Raw genomic sequence first — 19,111 nt, 5'->3', positions numbered from 1 at the left:
ATGGCTGACGAACCACTGATCCTCGGCATCGAAACCTCCTGCGACGAGACCGGGGTCGGCATCGTGCGTGGGCACACCCTGCTCGCCGACGCGCTGGCCTCCAGCGTCGAGGAGCACGCCCGGTTCGGTGGCGTGGTGCCCGAGGTGGCCAGCCGAGCCCACCTGGAGGCCATCGTGCCGACCATGGACCGGGCGCTCAAGCAGGCCGGGGTGACGCTCGCGGACATCGACGCGATCGCCGTCACCTCCGGCCCCGGCCTGGCCGGCGCGCTGCTCGTCGGGGTCGCCGCCGCCAAGGGGTACGCGGTCGCCGCCGAGAAGCCGGTGTACGGGGTGAACCACCTCGCCGCGCACGTCGCCGTGGACACCCTGGAACACGGCCCGCTGCCCGAGCCGGCGATCGCCCTGCTGGTCTCCGGCGGGCACTCGTCCCTGTTGCGCGTGGACGACCTTGCCCGAGGCGTCACCCCGCTCGGCTCGACCATCGACGACGCCGCCGGTGAGGCGTTCGACAAGGTGGCCCGACTGCTCGGGCTGCCGTTCCCCGGCGGCCCCTGGATCGACCGGGAGGCGCGGGCCGGCGATCCTTCGGCCATCGCCTTCCCGCGCGGGCTGACCGCGCCCAAGGACCTGGCCGCCCACCGCTACGACTTCTCGTTCTCGGGGCTGAAGACCGCGGTGGCGCGCTGGGTGGAGGCCCGGCAGCGGGCCGGCGAGCAGGTCCCGGCCGCCGACGTGGCCGCGTCCTTCCAGGAGGCGGTCTGTGACGTGCTGGTCGGCAAGGCGCTGGACGCCTGCCGCAGCAGCGGGATCGAGACGCTGGTGATCGGCGGTGGGGTGGCGGCCAACTCGCGGCTGCGGGCGATGGCCGAGCAACGGGCGGCGAAGCACGGCATCCGGGTGCGTACGCCCCGGCCGGGGCTCTGCACCGACAACGGCGCGATGGTGGCCGCGCTGGGTTCGCACCTGGTCGCCGCGGGCGTCGCGCCGAGCCGCCTCGACCTGCCCGCCGACTCGGCGATGCCGCTGACCGTGGTCAGCGTCTGAGGGGAAGGAAATCGACGTGATCGTCCGGATGTGGGAGGCGAAGGCCGAGCCGTACGGCCTCGCCGACCTGGTCACCTGGGTCTGCGAGACGGTGCTGCCCGAGTTCGACCACGACCCGCTGCACGTGTCCAGCGAGGTGTTCTCCTCCACCGAACACCGCGTCGTGGTGATCTCCAAGTGGCGGAGCAACCCGCGTCCGTTGCCGGACCCGCCGCCGACCCTGGTCGCCCGTCCGGCGTACACCTGGGATTTCACCCCGGTCGACCGCTGACCCGGTACCGCCGGCCGGCCGGAATTCGTTGGCGTGGCCCGCTGCCGTCGACCTAGCGTCGGGGCGACATGCGTTTCTCACCGGCCGGCGATCCCGGCACCCCTGATGCCCGGTCCGCCACCCGTTACCTGGTCTGGCTGGCCGGTCGGCATCCGCTGATCTTCGGCGCGGGCCTCGCGCTCGGCGTCGTCTGGATGGTGGCGCAGGCGCTGATGCCGGCTGCCGTCGGGCGGGCGGTCGACGCCGGCCTCGCCCACCGTGACCCGGACGCCCTGCTGCGCTGGGGGTTGGTGCTGCTGGGGCTGGGTGTCCTCCAGGCCACCGCCGGCATCCTCCGGCACCGCTGCGCGGTGCACAACTGGCTCGGTGCCGCGTATCGGACCGTGCAGGTCGCGGTGGACGCCACCAACCGCCTCGGCGCCGCGCTGCCCCGGCGGGTCGCCGCGGGCGAGGTGGTCAGCATCGGTACGGCCGACATCGAGCACATCGGCGGCGCCCTCGACATCACCGCCCGGGCCACCGGATCGGTGGTGGCGATCGTCGCCGTGGCGATGATCCTGCTCACCGCCTCGCTGCCGCTCGGGCTGGTCGTGGTGCTCGGCGTGCCGCTGCTGATGGGGCTGGTGGCGCTGCTGATTCGGCCGCTGCACCGGCAGCAGGCGGCGTACCGGGAATCGACCGGCCGAATCACCGCCCGTGCCGCCGACATCGTCTCCGGGCTGCGGGTGCTGCGCGGCGTGGGCGGGGAACCGGTGCTGGGCGCTCGCTACCGGGAGCAGTCCCAGGTGCTACGCGCCGACGGCCTGCGGGTGGCCCGGGTGGAGTCGCTGCTTCAGGCGGCGCAGATCCTGCTACCCGGCGTTTTCCTGGTGCTGGTGACCTGGCTGGGGGCCCGGTTCGCGCTGGCCGGTGAGATCAGCGCCGGTCAGCTCGTCGCGTTCTACGGCTACACCGCCTTCCTGGTCAGCCCGCTACGCACCCTCACCGAGGCGGCCGACAAGCTGACCCGGGGGCACGTCGCCGCCCGCCGGGTGGTCCGGCTGCTCCGACTCGCCCCGGAGTTCACCGACCCGGCCCGCCCGGTGCCGCTGCCCGACGGGCCGGGCGAGCTGGTCGACGTCCGGTCGGGGCTGGTGCTGCGGCCGGGCCGGCTCACCGCGCTGGCGGCCACCGCCCCCGAGGAGGCGGCCGAGATCGCCGACCGGCTCGGCCGGTACGTCGACGGGGACGTGACGCTGCACGGCGTACCGCTGCGCGACGTGGCACTGGCGGCGGTGCGCGAGCGGATCCTGGTGGTCGACAACGACGCGCAGCTCTTCACCGGTCCGCTGCGCACGGAGCTGGACCCGCACGACCGGGGCGGCCGGGCCTCGGTCGAGGCGGCGCTGGTCGCGTCCGGCGCGACCGACATCGTCGACGCGCTGCCCGACGGGCTGGACAGCCGGGTGGCCGAACGCGGCCGGGAGTTCTCCGGCGGGCAGCGGCAGCGGCTCCGGCTGGCGCGGGCCCTGGTAGCGGCCCCGGAGACGCTGATCCTGGTCGAGCCGACCAGCGCGGTGGACGCGCACACCGAGGCGCGGATCGCCGACCGGCTGGGTGCCGCGCGCGGCGGCCGGACCACGCTCGTCTGCACCACCAGTCCGCTGATGCTCGGCCGCGCCGAGCACGTGGTGTTCGTGGAGGACGGCAAGGTGGTGGCGGAGGGTCGCCACGAGGACCTGCTCGCCGCCGAGCCGCGTTACGCGGCGACGGTGAGCCGGGAGGAGGACCGGTGAGCGTCGCCCTGCCCGTCGCCGATGCCGGCCAGGTCCGCCGGTACGCGCGCACCCTGATCCGCCGGCACCCACGCGGTCTGGCCGCCGCGCTCGGCCTGCACGCGCTCGCCGCGGCGGCCGGACTGGTCGCGCCCCGGCTCCTCGGCGACCTGGTGGAGGGGATCTCGCGAGGTGCCGGCAGCGTCACCGTCGATCGGATCGCGCTGGCCATCGCCGGTTTCGTGGTCGTCCAGTCGGTGCTGGTCCGCTTCGCTCACCTGGCCTCGGCCCGGCTCGGCGAGCGGGTCCTCGCCGAGCTGCGCGAGGAGTTCGTCGACCGGGTGCTCGCCCTGCCGCTGGCCACGGTGGAGCGCGCCGGCACCGGGGACCTGCTCACCCGGACCTCCCGGGATGTCTCCGCGCTCTCCCGGACGGTGCGGTTCGCCGCGCCGGAGACGCTGATCTCGGCGGTCACCGTGCTGCTGATCCTCGGCGCGTTGCTGCTGACCGGCCCGCTGCTGGTGCTGCCCGCGCTGCTCGCGGTCCCGGTGCTGGTCGTCGGAACCCGCTGGTACCTGCGTCGCGCGCCCGAGGGCTACCTACGGGAGAACGCCGCGTACTCGGACATCACCGACGGGATCAGCGAGGTGGTGGAGGGGTCGCGGACCACGGAGGCGCTGCGGCAGCAGGCCCGCCGCCGGGCCCGCACCGACGCCGACATCCGCCGGTCCTACGCGGCCGAGCGGTACACCCTCCACCTGCGTACGGTCTTCTGGCCGGTGGCCGAGTTCGGGTACGTCGTACCGGTGGTGGCCACCCTGCTCATCGGTGGCTGGTTCCACCTCAAGGGCTGGGCGAGCCTGGGGCAGGTGACCGCCGCCACCCTCTACGCGCAGCAACTGGTGGACCCGGTCGACCGGCTCCTCGCCTGGCTGGACGAGCTGCAGGTGGGCGGTGCCTCGCTGGCCCGGCTGCTCGGGGTGGCGGCCGACCCCGCCGCCGACGCGGACGACGCCCCGGCGGCGCCCGCCGGTCGGGGGCCGGGGCGGGGCGACGGCCGGCTGGCCGCCCACGACGTCCGGTACGCCTACCGGGACGGGCAGGACGTGCTGCACGGCGTGACCCTGGTGCCCCGGCCGGGGGAGAAGCTGGCCATGGTGGGCCCGTCCGGCGCGGGGAAGTCCACGCTGGGGCGGCTGCTGGCCGGGGTGCACCCGCCCCGCTCCGGCTCGGTCACCGTGGACGGCCGCCCGCTCACCGGGCTGCCCCTGGCCGAGCTGCGCGGCCACGTCGCGCTGGTCAGCCAGGAGCACCACGTCTTCATCGGCACCCTGGCCGAGAACGTGGCGATGGTCCGCCTCGACGCGGAACCGGCCGAGGTGCGCGCCGCGCTGGTCGCCGTCGATGCGCTGAGCTGGGCGGAGGCGTTGCCGGATGGGCTGGACACCCGGGTCGGGGCGGGCGGGCATCCACTGTCCCCGGCCCAGGCGCAGCAGCTCGCGCTGGCCCGACTGGTGCTAGCCGACCCGCACACGCTGGTGCTGGACGAGGCCACCTCCCTGATCGATCCGCGCGCCGCCCGGGCGCTGGAACGCTCCCTGGCCGCCGTGCTGGCGGGGCGGACCGTCATCGCCATCGCGCACCGGCTCTTCTCCGCGCACGACGCCGACCGGGTGGCGGTGGTGGAGGATGGCCGGATCACCGAGCTGGGCTCGCACGACGAACTGGTCGCCGCCGGTGGCTCGTACGCCGCGCTCTGGCGCTCCTGGCACGGCTGACCGGCCGCACCCGGCCGGACGGCGAGCCGTCAGCCGACGTCGAGGGGGTCGGCGAGCAGACGCTCGAAGGCCAGTTCGGCGGCCCCGACCAGCGCCCCGTCCTCGCCGAGCGTCGGGGTACGCAACCGGACGTGTTCCAGGCAGGCGGGCAGCCCGTTGGAGTTGAGCCGGCTGCGGACCTGGGCGGCGGCGGCCAGGTAGAGGTCGCGCATGGTGCCACCGAAGATGATCATCTCCGGGTTGAAGATGTTGACCAGGTTGGCCACGCCGAAGCCGAGCCAGTCGCCGGCCTGCCGGACGGCCGTCTGGGCGCGGGCGTCGCCCCGGTCGGCGGCGTCGAAGACGGCCAGCAGCGCGTCCCGGCCCCGAGCGTCGGAGCGGCCGGCGGCCCGCAGCAGCCCGTTCTCGCCGATCTCGGTCTCCCAGCAGCCTCGGCGTCCGCAGTCGCAGGGCCGGCCGTCGCGGACCACCACCATGTGGCCGACCTCGCCGCTGTACCCGCCGTGCCCGGTGAGCCGCCGCCCGCCGGCGATGATGCCGGCCCCGACGCCGACGTCCCCGTACAGGTAGATGACGTTGTCGCAGCCGGCCGCGACGCCCCGGGCGTGTTCGGCGAAGGCCGCGACGTCCGCCACGTTGCCGACCGTGATCGGTACGTCGGTGCCCAGCTCGGCGGCGAGCGCCGCGCCGATCGGCTCGTCCACCCAGCCGGTGGTCGGGCTCAGCCGGACCAGGCCGTCCTCGCGGCGGACCATGCCGCAGACCGCGAGGCCGGCGCCGACGCAGATGGCGTCCGGTGGCACCGACGGGTGCATCTTCTTGACCGCGCCGGCCAGCAACGGCGCGGCTTCCTCGGCGACCAGGTTCCGTGGCCGGTCCAGCTCCCAGCGGTCGAGCACCTCACCGCCGAGGCCGACCCGCGCGGCCCGCAGCCGGTCCACCTCCACGCTGTACGCGTACGCGTAGATCCGCTCCGACTCGGGCCGGACGACCAGCGACGGCCGCCCGGCCCGGCCGGTCTCCTTCGGCGTCCCCTCGCTGACCAGGCCGGCGCCGGCCAGGTCAGCGGTGAGCGCGCCGATGGTGCTGCGGTTGAGCCCGAGGGCGGTGGTCAGCTCGGCGCGGGTGGTGGCGCCGTGCACGTGTACGTACCGCAGCAGTGCGCCCAGGTTCTGCCGGCGGATCTCGTCCTGGCTCGGTCCTGCGCGCATTGCCACAGCCATTTCCGTAAGCGGGGTCAGCGGGTGCCCGTGGCGGCGGCCCGCCGCCGGGACAGCGCGTCGATGGCGGCGGCCCCGAGCAGGACGATGCCGGTGACCACGTATTTGACGCCCGAGCTGTATCCCATCAGGCCCATCCCGTTGTCAATGACGGCGATCACCGCACCGCCGAGCACCGCGTCGAGGACCCGGCCCTTGCCGCCGAAGAGACTGGTGCCGCCGATGACCGCCGCGCCGACGGCGTAGAGCAGGACGCTGCTGCCGCCGGTGTTGGGGTCGACCGAGTTGGCCCGGCTGGCCGCCACGATGCCGCCGATGGCTGCCATGCCGGAGCAGATCACGAAGACCGAGATCCGGATCCGGTCGACGTTGATGCCGGCGCGGCGGGCCGCCTCCCGGTTGCCGCCGACGGCGTAGATGTGCCGGCCGTAGCTGGTGCGCTGGAGCACGAAGGTCCAGACGATCAGCAGCACCGCGATGATCGGCACCACGATCGGCACGCCCTTGAGCGAGGTGATCAGGACGTTACGGCTGCGCTCCAGGTTGAGGATGAGGACCGCGACACCCAGGATCAGCGCCAGCGCGCCGATCCGGGTGAGGACCACCGCGATCGGGTCGGTCAGCAGGCCGCGGGCGGAGCGCTGCCAGTGCCGGCGCAGCTGCGTCGCCGCGTAGCCGGCGACCGCCACCGCGGCCAGCACCCAGCCGAGGGCGGGGGGAAGGTTCCGGTTGGCGATGGCCAGCAGCACGTCGTCCCGCACCGAGATGTTCGCGCCCTCCTTCATGAGCATCAGCGCGATGCCCTGGAAGGCGAGGAAGCCGGCGAGGGTCACCACGAAGGAGGGGATGCCGATCTTCGCCACCAGGAAGCCGAGGAGCGTGCCGATGACCAGGCCGGTGGCGACCGCGGCGAGCACCGCGACGTACCAGGGGTAGCCGAACACGGTCACCACGTTGGCCAGCACGGCGGCGCAGACCCCGCTGGCGAAGCCGGCGGAGAGGTCGATCTCGCCGAGCAGCAGGACGAAGACCAGCCCCATCGCGATCAGGGTGATCGCCGCGCCCTGGGTGAAGAGGTTGGCGAAGTTGCCGGCGGTGAGGAAGGACGGGCGCGCGATCGCGAAGCCGACGCAGAGCACGGCGAGCATGCCGACGGCGGGGAGCGCGCCGATGTCGCCACCGCGTACCCGGGCCCAGTAGTTGTGGAGGTGGCTGCCGACGGTGGGCGCCGGTGCGACCGCGGCGGGCCCTTCCTTCTTGACGGCGGTGGTGGTCATCGGACGGCTCCTGGGGTGGGGTCGGCGGGCTCGGCGCCGTTGCCGTTGCTGCCCGGGGCCGGGTCGGCGGGGAGGCCGAGGCTGCCGGAGCGGCCGGCGGTGATCAGCTCGACCACCTGCGAGTGGGTGATGTCGGTGGTCTTCACCTGGGCGACCATCTGGCCGAGGTAGAGCGCGGCGATCCGGTCGGAGACGGCGAAGACGTCGTTCATGTTGTGCGAGATCAGCACCACCGCCAGGCCGTTGTCGGCCAGCCGGCGGACCAGCTCCAGCACCTGGGCGGTCTGCGCGACGCCGAGCGCGGCGGTCGGCTCGTCCAGGATGACCAGCTTGCTGTTCCAGAGCACCGCCTTGGCGATGGCCACGGTCTGGCGCTGGCCGCCGGAGAGGCTGGAGACGTGCTGGCGCAGCGACTTCACCGTACGCACGCTGAGCCCGGCGAGCGTCTCCGCGGCCAGCTGCTCCATGGTCGGCTCGTCGAGCACGATCCCGGTGCGCTTCTCCCGGCCGAGGAACATGTTCTGCACGATGTCGAGGTTGTCGCAGAGCGCGAGGTCCTGGTAGACGACCTCGATGCCGAGCCCGGCGGCGTCGCGGGGGCCGTGGATGCTCACCGGCCGGCCGTCGAAGAGGAACTCACCGGCATCCGTGGGGTAGATGCCGCTGATGCACTTGACCAGGGTCGACTTGCCGGCACCGTTGTCGCCGACCAGCGCGGTCACCTCGCCCGCGTGGGCGGTGAAGGCGACGTCGCGCAGCACCTGGACGGGACCGAAGCTCTTGTCGATCCCGCGTAGTTCCAGCAGGGGGGTTGCGGACACGGGGGTCTCCTTCGGACGGAGGGGAGATCTCGGATCCCGTCCGGCGACGCGCCGCCCGGCACGGATGTCCCGTGCCGGGCGGCGCCGCCTGATGCGGGTACGGAAGGGTCAGCTGATGCCGGCGTCGGTGCAGAGCTTGGCGAACGCGTCCTTGCAGAGCTCGTCCTTGGTCACGTAGCCGTCGTCGACGACGTCCTTGACGTTCTCCTTGTAGATCGCCTTCGGCTCCAGCAGCACGGCCGGCACGTCCCGGCCGCCCTCCGGGTCCTTGACCGTCTGGCCGGTGTCCTTCTTCTCCCCCTTGGCGAGCCCGATGGCCAGCTCGGCGGCGGCGTCCGCCTCCTTCTTGACCGCCTTGTAGACGGTCATGCACTGGTCGCCGGCGAGGATGTTCTGCAGGCCCTCGGCGGTGGCGTCCTGGCCGGTCACCGGGACCTTGCCGTTGAGCTTGTTCTTCTTCAGCACCGAGATGGCCGCGTTGCCGAGGCCGTCGTTGGCGGAGAGCACCCCGTCGATCTTGCCGCCGGCCTTGGTGAGCTGCTGCTCGAAGATCGTGGCGGCCTGGGCGTTGTCCCAGTCCGGCACGGAGTCGTCGGCGGCCTTGGTGTACTCCTTCGAGTCGAACTTCGGCTTGAGCACCGAGTCGTACCCGTTCTTGAACAGGGTGGCGTTGTTGTCGGTCGGCGAGCCGTTGAGGTAGGCGATCGCCGGGTTCTTGACGCCCTTGTCGGTCAGGCACTTGACCAGGCCCTCGCCCTGGAGCTTGCCGACCGCCTCGTTGTCGAAGCTGACGTAGTACTGGGCGGAGCCGCCCAGCGTCAGCCGGTCGTAGTCGATGGTGGCCACACCCTGGGACTTCGCCTTGTCCAGCACGGCCTTGCCGGTGCCGGAGTCCAGGTTGACGATCATCAGAACGGTCACGCCGTTGGTGATCATCTGATCGGCGATGGTCTGGAACGCGTTCTTGTCGTTCTGGGCGTTCTGGATGTCGTAGTCGACGCTGGCGGCCTTGAACGCCTCCTCCAGGTACTTGCGGTCCGCGGTCTCCCAGCGGGCCGAGGACTTGCTGTCCGGGAGGATCACGCCGATCTTCGGCTTCTTGTCGGTCGAGCCACCGGCCTGGTCGGAGCCGCCGTTGTCACCACAGGCGGCCATGCTGCCGGTGGCCAGGAGGCCGACGGCGGCGAAGGTGAGGAAGCCCTTGCGCATCTGCACGGGTCCTTTCCGAGGGTGGGAGTAGTGGTCGGTGCTTTTGTTGTGTCCGGCAACGTATTCCTCCTCTTGTCGGACACGCAAGAGTGCCGAGGTCGGAAGTTTGTTGGTGGCAGTAACAATTCAGCAACGCCACTGTCACCCGGCGCGCACCTCACGGCGTGCGCTCCCGCCGTGAGGTGCGGGAACGCCGGACGGCGATGGTCTGAAGTGGATCAGTCGGCCGCGATCGGCGCGGTGACGGCGTCGGTCAGGGCGACCAGATCCGTCGGGGCGAGCTGCAGCTGCAGGCCGCGGCGGCCCGCCGAGACGTAGACGGTCGGGTGGTCCAGCGCCGACGCGTCGACCACCGTGGGCAGCCGTTTGCGCTGGCCGAGCGGGCTGATCCCGCCACGGACGTAGCCGGTGGCCCGTTCGGCCACGCTCCGGTCCGCCATGGTGGCCCGCTTGCCGCCGACCGCGGCGGCGAGCGCCTTGAGGTCCAGTTCCCCGGTGACCGGGACGACCGCCACGGTGAGCCCGCCGTCGACCTCGGTGACCAGCGACTTGAATACCCGGTCCGGCGGCACGCCAAGGGCCGCCGCGACCAGCGCGCCGTAGTTCGGCGCGTCCGGCGAGACGTCGTACGGGTGGGTGCTGTGCATGATCTTGCGCTTCGCCAGCAGCGCCGTCGCCGGAGTGCCCTGTCCCGCCATGCCCGACAAGCTAGTCCGGCACGGCGTGACGGGCGAGCGGAAAACCGTCGGGAGCCCGGCGCGGGAGGCCGCTCCGTCGCCGGAAACCGGTCAGCCGGCGGGCAGCGGCCGGCAGAGCAGCACGGTCGGCGCGCCGGCCACCCGGGTCAGCACCAGGCTGGCCGCCTCGTCGCCGGCCAGTCTCAGGTCCCGGCGCAGCCGTTCCGGCTCCAGCGCCGAGCCGCGCTTGAGGATCTCCACCCGGCCCACCCGGCGTTCCCGGAGCAGGGCGCGCAGCCGCTTCAGCGAGAACGGCAGCACGTCGGTGACCTCCAGGCAGCGGGCGTACGGCGTGGCCACGGGGGTGTCGGCGTAGAGGTACGCGATGCTCGGGTCGGCCAGGGTCGCGCCCAGTTCCACGGCCAGTTCGGCGATCAGGTGCGCGCGGACCACGGCCGGGTCCGGGTCGTACACGTACCGCCGGACCGGCCCCACCGGTGCCTCGACCTCGCCGCTGCCGGTGAGTTGATTGCAGGGGGCCCCTGCTCTACCGGAGGCGTTGACAGGGGGCCCTTCCTTCAGCACGGTGGCGCGGCGGGGGACCTCGGCCAACTCGCCGCACCAGAGGGCGGCCTCGACCAGGTCGCCGGACACGCTGACCCACTCCGCCTCGGCACCGGCCGGGATCAGCGCGTGGTCCAGCCCGGGGGCCACCTTGACCACCGTGCGCGGCACCCGTTCGGCCAGCCCGGTGACGAAGTCCCAGGGCGGCGAGTAGGCGTTCGGGTCGAAGATCCGCCGGCCGGTGCCGGCCACCCGGCGGGCCGGGTCGCAGAAGACCGCCTCCACCCGGGTGACGTCGAACGCCGTCGCGTCCCCGCACTCCACGGTGAACATCTCGGCCAGCCCGGCCGCCTCGGCGTTCGCGGCGGCCATCGCGGCGGTCGCCGGGTCGGCCTCCACCCCATACACCCGGATGCCGGCGCGGGCGGCGGCGAGCGCGTCCGCGCCGAGGCCGCAGCCCAGGTCGGCCAGGGTGCGCACCCCGGCGGCGCGCAGCCGTGCGGCCCGGCGGTCGGCGACCACCCGGCGGGTGGCCTGCTCCAGCCCGGGGCGGGTGAGGAACATGCCGGCGGCCTCCGGCCCGAACTTGCCGGCGGCCCGGCGGCGCAGCTCGGCCTGGGTGAGCGCGGCGGCGGCCAGCCCGGCCGGGTATCCCGCCGAGCGGAGCCGGGCCGCCGCGGTCAGCGGATCGCCGCCGGCGACCTCGGCGGCCGCCGCGAGCGCGGCCGACCCCTCGGGGGTACGCAGGGCGGCGAGCTGGTCCAGATCCACCCGGCCATTGTCCCGGCCGCTTGATCGAGTCGGTTTGCGGCATCCGGCGGTCTTCACGGCTGGAGGAGGCCACAGCTGCCGCACCCGGAGTGGATCATCGTGTCCGGCGCGACACGTTGGCACTCTCCTTGACGGAGTGCTAGCCGAGGCATAACCTGCGATTAGCACTCTCACCCTGAGGGTGCCAACGCCCGGGCCCAGGTGTCCGGGGGTTGAACGCCAGGCGGACCGGCACCCGCGACGACGGCCCCGCCCGGTGGCATGTGGCAGATTGACGCTGGTCGGCATGTCGACCAGCAACGAAACCAGTACCCCAGGAGGGTATGCCCGTGACTACCGCGACCAAGGTTGCGATCAAGCCGCTCGAGGACCGGATCGTGGTCCAGGCGAACGAGGCTGAGACCACCACGGCGTCGGGCATCGTGATCCCCGACACCGCCAAGGAGAAGCCGCAGGAGGGCACCGTCCTCGCTGTCGGCCCGGGCCGGATCGATGACAAGGGTAACCGCGTGCCGCTCGACGTGAAGGTCGGCGACACCGTTCTGTACTCGAAGTACGGCGGCACCGAGGTCAAGTACGCCGGCGAGGAGTACCTGGTGCTCTCCGCCCGCGACGTCCTCGCGGTCATCGAGAAGTAAGCAACCGATCAGTGTCGTTGCCCCGGTCCGGCTCGCCGGGCCGGGGCAACGTCGCTTCGAAGGGATACTGATGGCGAAGATCCTCAGCTTCTCGGACGACGCCCGGCACCTGCTGGAGCACGGCGTCAACGCCCTCGCCGACGCGGTCAAGGTCACCCTCGGCCCGCGCGGGCGCAACGTCGTCCTGGACAAGAAGTTCGGTGCGCCCACGATCACCAACGACGGCGTGACCATCGCCAAGGAGATCGAGCTCACCAACCCGTACGAGAACCTCGGCGCGCAGCTGGTCAAGGAGGTGGCGACCAAGACCAACGACGTCGCCGGCGACGGGACCACCACCGCGACCGTGCTGGCCCAGGCGATGGTCCGCGAGGGCCTGCGCAACGTGGCCGCCGGGGCCAACCCGACCGGCCTCAAGCGGGGCGTTGACGCGGCGGCCCGCAAGGTCTCCGAGGCGCTGCTCGACAAGGCTGTCGAGGTGGCCAGCAAGGAGTCGATCGCGCACGTCGCGACGATCTCCGCGCAGGACGCCACCATCGGCGAGCTGATCGCCGAGGCGATGGAGAAGGTCGGCCGCGACGGCGTCATCACCGTCGAGGAGGGCTCCGCGCTCGTCACCGAGCTGGACGTGACCGAGGGCCTCCAGTTCGACAAGGGCTTCATCTCGCCGAACTTCGTCACCGACGTGGAGGGGCAGGAGGCGGTCCTGGAGGACCCGTACATCCTGATCACCACGCAGAAGATCTCGGCGATCGAGGAGCTGCTGCCGCTGCTGGAGAAGGTCCTCCAGAACAACAAGCCGCTGCTGATCATCGCCGAGGACGTCGAGGGCCAGGCGCTCTCGACGCTGGTGGTCAACGCACTCCGCAAGACCCTCAAGGTCTGCGCGGTCAAGGCCCCCGGCTTCGGTGACCGCCGCAAGGCGATGCTCCAGGACATCGCGATCCTGACCGGCGCCGAGCTGGTCGCCCCGGAGCTGGGCTACAAGCTCGACCAGGTCGGCCTGGAGGTGCTCGGCACCGCCCGCCGGGTGGTGGTCGACAAGGAGAACACCACCGTCGTCGACGGCGCCGGCCAGGCCAGCGAGGTCGCCGACCGGGTCGCCCAGATCCGCAAGGAGATCGAGGCCTCGGACTCCGAGTGGGACCGGGAGAAGCTGGCCGAGCGGCTGGCGAAGCTCTCCGGCGGCATCGCCGTGATCAAGGTCGGCGCGGCCACCGAGGTCGAGATGAAGGAGCGCAAGCACCGCATCGAGGACGCCATCGCCGCGACCAAGGCCGCGGTCGAGGAGGGTACGGTCCCGGGTGGCGGCGCCGCCCTGGCCCAGATCCTGCCGGTGCTCGACGACGACCTGGGCCTGACCGGTGACGAGAAGGTCGGCGTCTCGATCGTGCGCAAGGCGCTGGTCGAGCCGCTGCGCTGGATCGCCCAGAACGCCGGCCACGACGGCTACGTGGTGGTGCAGAAGGTCGCCGCCCAGGAGTGGGGCAACGGCCTCGACGCCGCCGTCGGCGAGTACGTCGACCTGGTCAAGTCCGGCATCCTCGACCCGGTGAAGGTGACCCGCAACGCGGTCACCAACGCCGCATCGATCGCCGGCCTGCTGCTCACCACCGAGAGCCTGGTGGTGGAGAAGCCGGAGAAGGCCGAGCCGGCCGCCGCCGGTGGTCACGGCCACGGGCACGGCCACCAGCACGGCCCGGGCTTCTGATCCCAGGGGCGTAACGGCAGTCGATCAGGGCACACCGCCTCCCGGGGCGGTGTGCCCTGATCCGTATTGCTTACGGAACGCTGACGTGGATGGCGGAAGGCCCGTCCGATCGACAACACTGGTCGGCGTGAGCAGCCCCTCCCGTGGCCAGGCCGCGCTGGCCGGGATCACCGCCGCGGCCGTGGCGATCGGTGCCGCCGAACCGGTGGCCGTCCTCACCGGTCCCCGCTCGGCACCGCTGATCGCGGTCGGCGGGCTCGTCGTCGACCTGGTGCCCGAGCCGCTCAAGCAGTTCGCCATCGCGCTCTTCGGCACGTACGACAAGATCGCCCTGCTGGTCGGGACGGCGGTGCTGCTGGCCGCGTTCGCCGCGCTGGTCGGCGTGCTGGCGGCCCGGCGCCTGGCGATCGGCCTGGCCGGCATCGCCGTGTTCGCCGCCCTCGGGGTGGCCGCCGCGCTGACCCGGGCCGGCGCGGGCGCCTTCGCCGCGCTGCCCTCGCTGGTCGGGGCCGGGCTGGGCGCGCTGACACTCTGGCTGCTGCTGGCCGGCCCGCTCTCGCCTGACCTGTGGGCCTGGGCGTCGCCCTCCGCACACGACCGGGGCGACGGTGCCGAGCCGGAGGTCGACCCGGACGGCCGGCGGCGGTTCCTGCGCGGCGTGGGGGCGCTGGCCGGTGCGGCGGCGGTGGCCGGGGTGGGCGGGCACTGGCTGGCCAGCCGGCGGGGCGTGTCGGAGGCCCGCCGGGCGGTCGTCCTGCCCGCGCCGTCCGCCCCCGCCCCGGCGGTGCCGGCCGGCGCGGACCTGTCGCTGGCCCAGCTCGCCCGCTACGTCACCCCGAACAGCGGCTTCTACCGGATCGACACCGCCCTGGTGGTGCCTCAGGTGGACCCGGCGACCTGGCGGCTGCGCATCCACGGCCGGGTGCGGCACCCGATCGAGCTGAGCTTCGCCGACCTGCTCGCCCGGCCGATGGTCGAGCGGTACGTCACCCTGGCCTGCGTCTCCAACGAGGTGGGCGGGGACCTGATCGGCAACGCGCGCTGGCTGGGCGTACCGATCAAGGAACTGCTGGACGAGGCGGGCCCGGAGGAGGGCGCGGACCAGGTGGTCGGGCGCTCGGTCGACGGCTGGACCTGTGGCACCCCGACGGCGGTGCTGCGCGACGGGCGGGACGCGTTGCTCGCGGTCGGGATGAACGGCGAGCCGCTCCCCGTCGAGCACGGCTTCCCGGTACGGATGGTCGTCCCCGGGCTCTACGGCTACGTCTCGGCGTGCAAGTGGGTGACCGAGCTGGAGCTGACCAGCTTTGCCGACTTCGACGCGTACTGGGTGCCGCGCGGGTGGGCGGCACAGGGGCCGATCAAGACCCAGTCCCGGATCGACACGCCCCGCCCACGGAACCGGCTCACCGCCGGGCCGGTCGTGGTCGCCGGGGTGGCCTGGGCCCAGCACCGGGGCATCCAGAAGGTCGAGGTACGCGTCGACGGCGGCCCCTGGCAGGAGGCGACGCTCGCCCCGACGGTCTCGGTGGACACCTGGGTGCAGTGGTCGTGGCGGTGGGACGCCGGCCCGGGCGAGCACACCCTCCAGGTGCGGGCCACCGACGCCGACGGCGCGACGCAGCCGGAGGAGCCCCGCCCGGTCGCGCCGGACGGGGCCACCGGCTGGCACACGGTCCGGGTCACGGTGGGCTGAGCCGGGCGGGCGGGAATCGGCCACCACCGCCGGCGCGGGGCCGAGGAGGGCGGACCGCCGGCCGCCGGTGGCCGATGACCCCCCGGTCAGGCGATCCGGCGCTGCTGCGGCACGGTGGACCTGTGCGGCGCGCCGAGGCGGGCCTCCAGCCGGGCCACGTCGACCCGGGTCTGCCGGCGGTCGGCCAGGTCCTCCCAGCCGAGGGCGAGCACCCGGAGCCGCTCCGACTCGCTGAAGCCGCCCCACACGCCGTACGGCTCGCGGACCGAGAGGGCGTGCGCGGCGCACTCGGCCCGCACCGGGCAGGCCCGGCAGACGGCTTTGGCGCCGGACTCGCGGCGCAGGCGCGACGAGCCGCGTTCACCCTCCGGGTGGAAGAACTGCGCGCTGTCCCGTCCGCGGCAGGCGCCGAGGCGCTGCCAGTCCCAGAGGTCGATGATGGGTCCAGGCAGTCTGCGTACGTTCGACATCAGCACCCCTCCTCCCGCGCGTCGGTCCGCGCGGGCCACCGTTCCGGCCTGGCCCCCTCGGTACCCGGAGGGTCCCGCGCTCACACCTCTGTGATCGAAACCTCGGGCAACTCGCGTCATATGCCCCATCTGCCGGAAAAGTTCGGATGATTGCCCGGAACCTCCTCCCTGGCCGACCCCGTCGTGGTCTGCTCTGAGGCGGAGAGGAGACCACAGTGCGTAGCGTTCTCGTGTGCGTTCGGACACCACTCGCGGCCCAGCACCTGACCTCCGCGGCGGCGCGGCTCGGGCTGGCCGGTGCCGTCCGGACGGCGGTCTCCGATCCCGAGGTGATGCTGCGGCTCGCCGAGCGCCCGGTCGACGTGGTGCTCGCCGACACCGCCCTCACCCGGCCGGACAGCGCGGGCTTCGTCCGCCGGGTGCTCGCCCGCGCGCCGCAGGCCGCGGTGCTGCTGCTCGGCGCCGAGGAGTCGGAGGCGGCGGCGGCCACCATCAGCGCCGGCGCGCGAGGGCTCATCCAGGGTGCCGACCACGATCTGACCAGCGCGGTCGCGAAGGCGTTGCTGCTGCTCGCCGCCCCGGGGCGACCGGCCCGGCACCGGGTGACCGACCCGGCCCGGGACGCCGCCGCGGTCGGTGGGGCGGCCCGACCGGCCACACCGGGGCGTACCCAGGGCGGGCCGGCGCCGGCCTGGTCGGCGGGCCCCGCGGAGGGGGCGCCCACGATGGTCCCGGCGCAGCGCGGCGACGACCCGGCCGACCCGGCCGGTGGCGAGCCGGAGACGGCCCCGGCAAACGGCGCGCAGCGCGCCGGCGCACGTAACGCCGTCGGGCTGACCGAGCGGGAACTCCAGGTGCTGCTCGGCATGGCCGAGGGCAAGAGCAACGCGGAGATCGGGCGGGAGCTGTTCGTCTCCGAGGACACCGTCAAGACGCACGCGCGCCGGCTCTTCCGCAAGCTGGGCGCCCGCGACCGGGCGCACGCCGTGGCGGCGGGCTTCCGTGCCGGCCTGGTCGCCTGAGCCGGCTGGTCACTCCTCGGCGGAGGCCTCGTCCTCGGTGCCCTCGGTCAGGGTGTCGTGCACGCCGTCCGCGTAACCCCGGGCATAGTCCCAGCTCACGTAGTGGTCCGGGTCCGGGTCGTAGGCCGGCTCATGGACCCGGGGGCGGCCGGAGTCGAGCAGGTGGCGCAGGTTGCCCCGGAGCAGGTCCCAGTCGAAGTAGTGCGGCTCGCGGCAGTCCTCGCACTCGATGACCAGCCCGCGTACCCCGATCGGCTGGAGCAGGGCCTGATAGATCTCCAGGTCGGCCAGATCCTCCAGGACGTCCTGTCGCTCGACCTCGGTCAGCGGGTCGAGCGGGTCGTCCTCGCGCGGGTCGTGCAGGCCGGCAGCCGGATCGGCCGGGTCGCCGTTGAACGGGTCGATGGGCTCGTCGTGCACCCCCTCACCGTAGACCCCGGCACACCGGAAAGTCCGCCCCTGGGGCACCTGTGGCGGGGCCTACGCCCCGGCCCGCCGCTGCCCAGGCCGGCACAGCACAGTGGGTACGATGAAGCGACGCGCCGTCACGCGGCGTCCGCCGGTGCCCGCGCGCGCCGCCTCGCGCCGAAACCCGTCCGACCAGCTCAGGGGAGCAATCGTGGAGAATTCGCCCAGCACCGACCTTCCCGCCGGCGTCGACGGCGGCGAGCTGGCCGGTCACCTGCCCGAGCTGCCGGCCGGCTCGGCACGGGTGGTGCCACTCGGGCTGACCTTCGACGACGTGCTGCTCCAGCCCGGCGAGTCGGACGTCGTGCCCAGCCGGGTCAACACCCGCACCAGACTCAGCCGCAACATCGAGCTGAACGTCCCGCTGCTGTCCAGCGCGATGGACACCGTCACCGAGGGGCGGATGGCGATCGCCATGGCCCGCCAGGGCGGCATCGGCGTGCTGCACCGCAACCTCTCGGCGGAGGACCAGGCCCTCCAGGTCGACCTGGTGAAGCGCTCCGAGTCGGGCATGATCACCAACCCGGTGACCGCCAGCCCGGACGACACCCTCCGCGACGTCGACGCGCTCTGCGGGCGCTACCGCATCTCCGGCGTGCCGGTGGTCGACGGCCAGGGGCAGCTCGTCGGCATCGTGACCAACCGCGACATGCGCTTCGTCTCCGACCCGGCCACCCCGGTCCGCGAGATCATGACCCGGACCCCGCTGGTCACCGCCCCGGTCGGGGTGAGCAAGGACGACGCGCTCGACCTGCTGCGCCAGCACAAGGTGGAGAAGCTGCCGATCGTCGACGACGCGGGCAAGCTGCGCGGGCTGATCACCGTCAAGGACTTCACCAAGAGCGAGCAGTACCCGAACGCCACCAAGGACTCCGCCGGCCGGCTCCGGGTCGCCGCCGCGATCGGCGTGGGCGAGGACTCGTACAAGCGGGCCCGCACCCTCGTCGACGCGGGCGTCGACGTGCTGATCGTGGACACCGCCCACGGCCACCAGCGCGCCGTGCTGGAGATGGTCGCCCGGCTCAAGAAGGACGTGGCGATCGACATCGTCGGCGGCAACATCGCCACGTACGCCGGCGCGAAGGCGCTCGTGGACGCGGGCGCGGACGGCGTCAAGGTGGGGGTCGGCCCGGGGGCCATCTGCACCACCCGGATCGTGGCCGGGGTGGGCGTGCCGCAGGTCACGGCGATCATGGAGGCCGCGCGGGCGGCCCGCCCGGCCGGCGTGCCGGTGATCGGCGACGGTGGCATCCAGTACTCCGGCGACATCGCCAAGGCCCTGGTGGCCGGCGCCGACACGGTGATGCTCGGCAGCCTGCTGGCCGGCTGCGAGGAGAGCCCCGGCGAGCTGATCTTCATCAACGGCAAGCAGTACAAGGCGTACCGGGGGATGGGCTCGCTCGGTGCGATGCAGTCCCGTGGCCAGGCCAAGTCGTACTCCAAGGACCGCTACTTCCAGCAGGACGTGACCAGCGACGAGAAGCTGGTCCCGGAGGGCGTCGAGGGGCAGGTGCCCTACCGGGGCCCGCTGGCCCAGGTGGCCCACCAGCTCGTCGGCGGGCTGCGGCTCGCGATGGGGTACGCCGGTGCCGAGAGCATCCCCGAGCTGCACCGGCGTGGCCAGCTCATCCGGATCACCGCGGCCGGGCTCAAGGAGAGCCACCCGCACGACATCCAGATGACCGTCGAGGCGCCCAACTACCACACTCGCTGACCA

Annotated in this window: 17 protein-coding genes; 9 read left to right on the top strand and 8 right to left on the bottom strand. The window is 73.2% G+C overall.

The window, feature by feature from the left end; all coding sequences use genetic code 11:
• From tsaD to ACIRG9_RS17060, 4 genes are all read left to right on the top strand, one after another.
• Window positions 1-1,047, top strand: a complete 1,047-nt coding sequence (gene tsaD, locus ACIRG9_RS17075; protein ID WP_402856380.1) for a tRNA (adenosine(37)-N6)-threonylcarbamoyltransferase complex transferase subunit TsaD — start codon at window positions 1-3, stop codon at window positions 1,045-1,047.
• 16 nt (window positions 1,048-1,063) lie between these two features.
• On the top strand, window positions 1,064-1,318 hold the full coding sequence (locus ACIRG9_RS17070; protein WP_402856377.1) for a hypothetical protein: 255 nt from the start codon (window positions 1,064-1,066) through the stop codon (window positions 1,316-1,318).
• Between the two features lie 68 nt (window positions 1,319-1,386).
• Window positions 1,387-3,093: an ABC transporter ATP-binding protein gene (locus tag ACIRG9_RS17065; RefSeq protein WP_402856374.1), complete on the top strand. Its 1,707-nt coding sequence runs from the start codon at window positions 1,387-1,389 to the stop codon at window positions 3,091-3,093.
• Entirely contained in the window at window positions 3,090-4,850 is a 1,761-nt protein-coding gene (locus ACIRG9_RS17060) for an ABC transporter ATP-binding protein (protein WP_402856371.1), read from the top strand. The genes ACIRG9_RS17065 and ACIRG9_RS17060 overlap by 4 nt, the downstream gene beginning before the upstream one ends.
• Before the next feature lie 29 nt (window positions 4,851-4,879).
• Here ACIRG9_RS17060 and ACIRG9_RS17055 read toward each other — a convergent pair whose 3' ends face one another.
• From ACIRG9_RS17055 to ACIRG9_RS17030, 6 genes are all read right to left on the bottom strand, one after another.
• Window positions 4,880-6,061 (bottom strand): ROK family protein, encoded by a 1,182-nt coding sequence (locus tag ACIRG9_RS17055; protein WP_402856368.1) that lies wholly within the window; start codon window positions 6,059-6,061, stop codon window positions 4,880-4,882.
• 26 nt (window positions 6,062-6,087) lie between these two features.
• Window positions 6,088-7,347 (bottom strand): sugar ABC transporter permease, encoded by a 1,260-nt coding sequence (locus tag ACIRG9_RS17050; RefSeq protein WP_402856365.1) that lies wholly within the window; start codon window positions 7,345-7,347, stop codon window positions 6,088-6,090.
• Entirely contained in the window at window positions 7,344-8,168 is an 825-nt protein-coding gene (locus ACIRG9_RS17045; protein ID WP_402856362.1) for an ATP-binding cassette domain-containing protein, read from the bottom strand. The genes ACIRG9_RS17050 and ACIRG9_RS17045 overlap by 4 nt, the downstream gene beginning before the upstream one ends.
• A gap of 108 nt (window positions 8,169-8,276) precedes the next feature.
• Window positions 8,277-9,377, bottom strand: a complete 1,101-nt coding sequence (locus tag ACIRG9_RS17040) for a sugar ABC transporter substrate-binding protein (protein ID WP_402856359.1) — start codon at window positions 9,375-9,377, stop codon at window positions 8,277-8,279.
• Between the two features lie 218 nt (window positions 9,378-9,595).
• Window positions 9,596-10,075 carry a Cys-tRNA(Pro) deacylase gene (ybaK, locus tag ACIRG9_RS17035; RefSeq protein WP_402856356.1) on the bottom strand — a complete coding sequence of 160 codons (480 nt, stop codon included), beginning with the start codon at window positions 10,073-10,075 and terminating at the stop codon, window positions 9,596-9,598.
• Between the two features lie 90 nt (window positions 10,076-10,165).
• Window positions 10,166-11,389 (bottom strand): methyltransferase domain-containing protein, encoded by a 1,224-nt coding sequence (locus ACIRG9_RS17030; RefSeq protein WP_402856353.1) that lies wholly within the window; start codon window positions 11,387-11,389, stop codon window positions 10,166-10,168.
• Window positions 11,390-11,712: 323 nt separating this feature from the next.
• Here ACIRG9_RS17030 and groES point away from each other — a divergent pair, with 323 nt between their 5' ends.
• The 3 genes from groES (at window position 11,713) to ACIRG9_RS17015 (ending at window position 15,434) form a co-directional block, all read left to right on the top strand.
• Window positions 11,713-12,027, top strand: coding sequence for a co-chaperone GroES (gene groES, locus ACIRG9_RS17025; protein WP_089005269.1), 315 nt, complete (start codon window positions 11,713-11,715; stop codon window positions 12,025-12,027).
• 70 nt (window positions 12,028-12,097) lie between these two features.
• Window positions 12,098-13,738, top strand: a complete 1,641-nt coding sequence (gene groL / locus ACIRG9_RS17020) for a chaperonin GroEL (protein ID WP_402856349.1) — start codon at window positions 12,098-12,100, stop codon at window positions 13,736-13,738.
• Window positions 13,739-13,865: 127 nt separating this feature from the next.
• Complete coding sequence (locus ACIRG9_RS17015) at window positions 13,866-15,434, top strand: sulfite oxidase (RefSeq protein ID WP_402856346.1); 1,569 nt, start codon at window positions 13,866-13,868, stop codon at window positions 15,432-15,434.
• A gap of 86 nt (window positions 15,435-15,520) precedes the next feature.
• On the opposite strand, the gene ACIRG9_RS17010 is transcribed toward ACIRG9_RS17015, so the two are convergent.
• Window positions 15,521-15,904 carry a WhiB family transcriptional regulator gene (locus ACIRG9_RS17010; RefSeq protein ID WP_402856343.1) on the bottom strand — a complete coding sequence of 128 codons (384 nt, stop codon included), beginning with the start codon at window positions 15,902-15,904 and terminating at the stop codon, window positions 15,521-15,523.
• A gap of 215 nt (window positions 15,905-16,119) precedes the next feature.
• Between ACIRG9_RS17010 and ACIRG9_RS17005 the strand changes: the two genes are divergently transcribed.
• Window positions 16,120-16,926 carry a LuxR C-terminal-related transcriptional regulator gene (locus tag ACIRG9_RS17005; RefSeq protein ID WP_402856340.1) on the top strand — a complete coding sequence of 269 codons (807 nt, stop codon included), beginning with the start codon at window positions 16,120-16,122 and terminating at the stop codon, window positions 16,924-16,926.
• A 9-nt stretch (window positions 16,927-16,935) separates the two neighbouring features.
• On the opposite strand, the gene ACIRG9_RS17000 is transcribed toward ACIRG9_RS17005, so the two are convergent.
• The gene (locus ACIRG9_RS17000) at window positions 16,936-17,346 is read right to left on the bottom strand and encodes a DUF5319 domain-containing protein (protein WP_402856337.1); all 411 of its coding nucleotides are present in this window, start codon (window positions 17,344-17,346) and stop codon (window positions 16,936-16,938) included.
• 199 nt (window positions 17,347-17,545) lie between these two features.
• On the opposite strand from ACIRG9_RS17000, the gene guaB reads away from it, so the two are divergent.
• Complete coding sequence (gene guaB, locus ACIRG9_RS16995) at window positions 17,546-19,108, top strand: IMP dehydrogenase (protein WP_402856334.1); 1,563 nt, start codon at window positions 17,546-17,548, stop codon at window positions 19,106-19,108.
• The last annotated feature ends 3 nt before the right edge of the window (window positions 19,109-19,111 follow it).

Origin of the sequence: Micromonospora sp. NPDC093277 (assembly GCF_044765245.1) — a bacterium.
Classification (GTDB): domain Bacteria; phylum Actinomycetota; class Actinomycetes; order Mycobacteriales; family Micromonosporaceae; genus Micromonospora.
The sequence above is the reverse complement of the archived record's forward strand: the minus strand, read 5'-3'. Positions and strand labels throughout refer to the sequence as shown.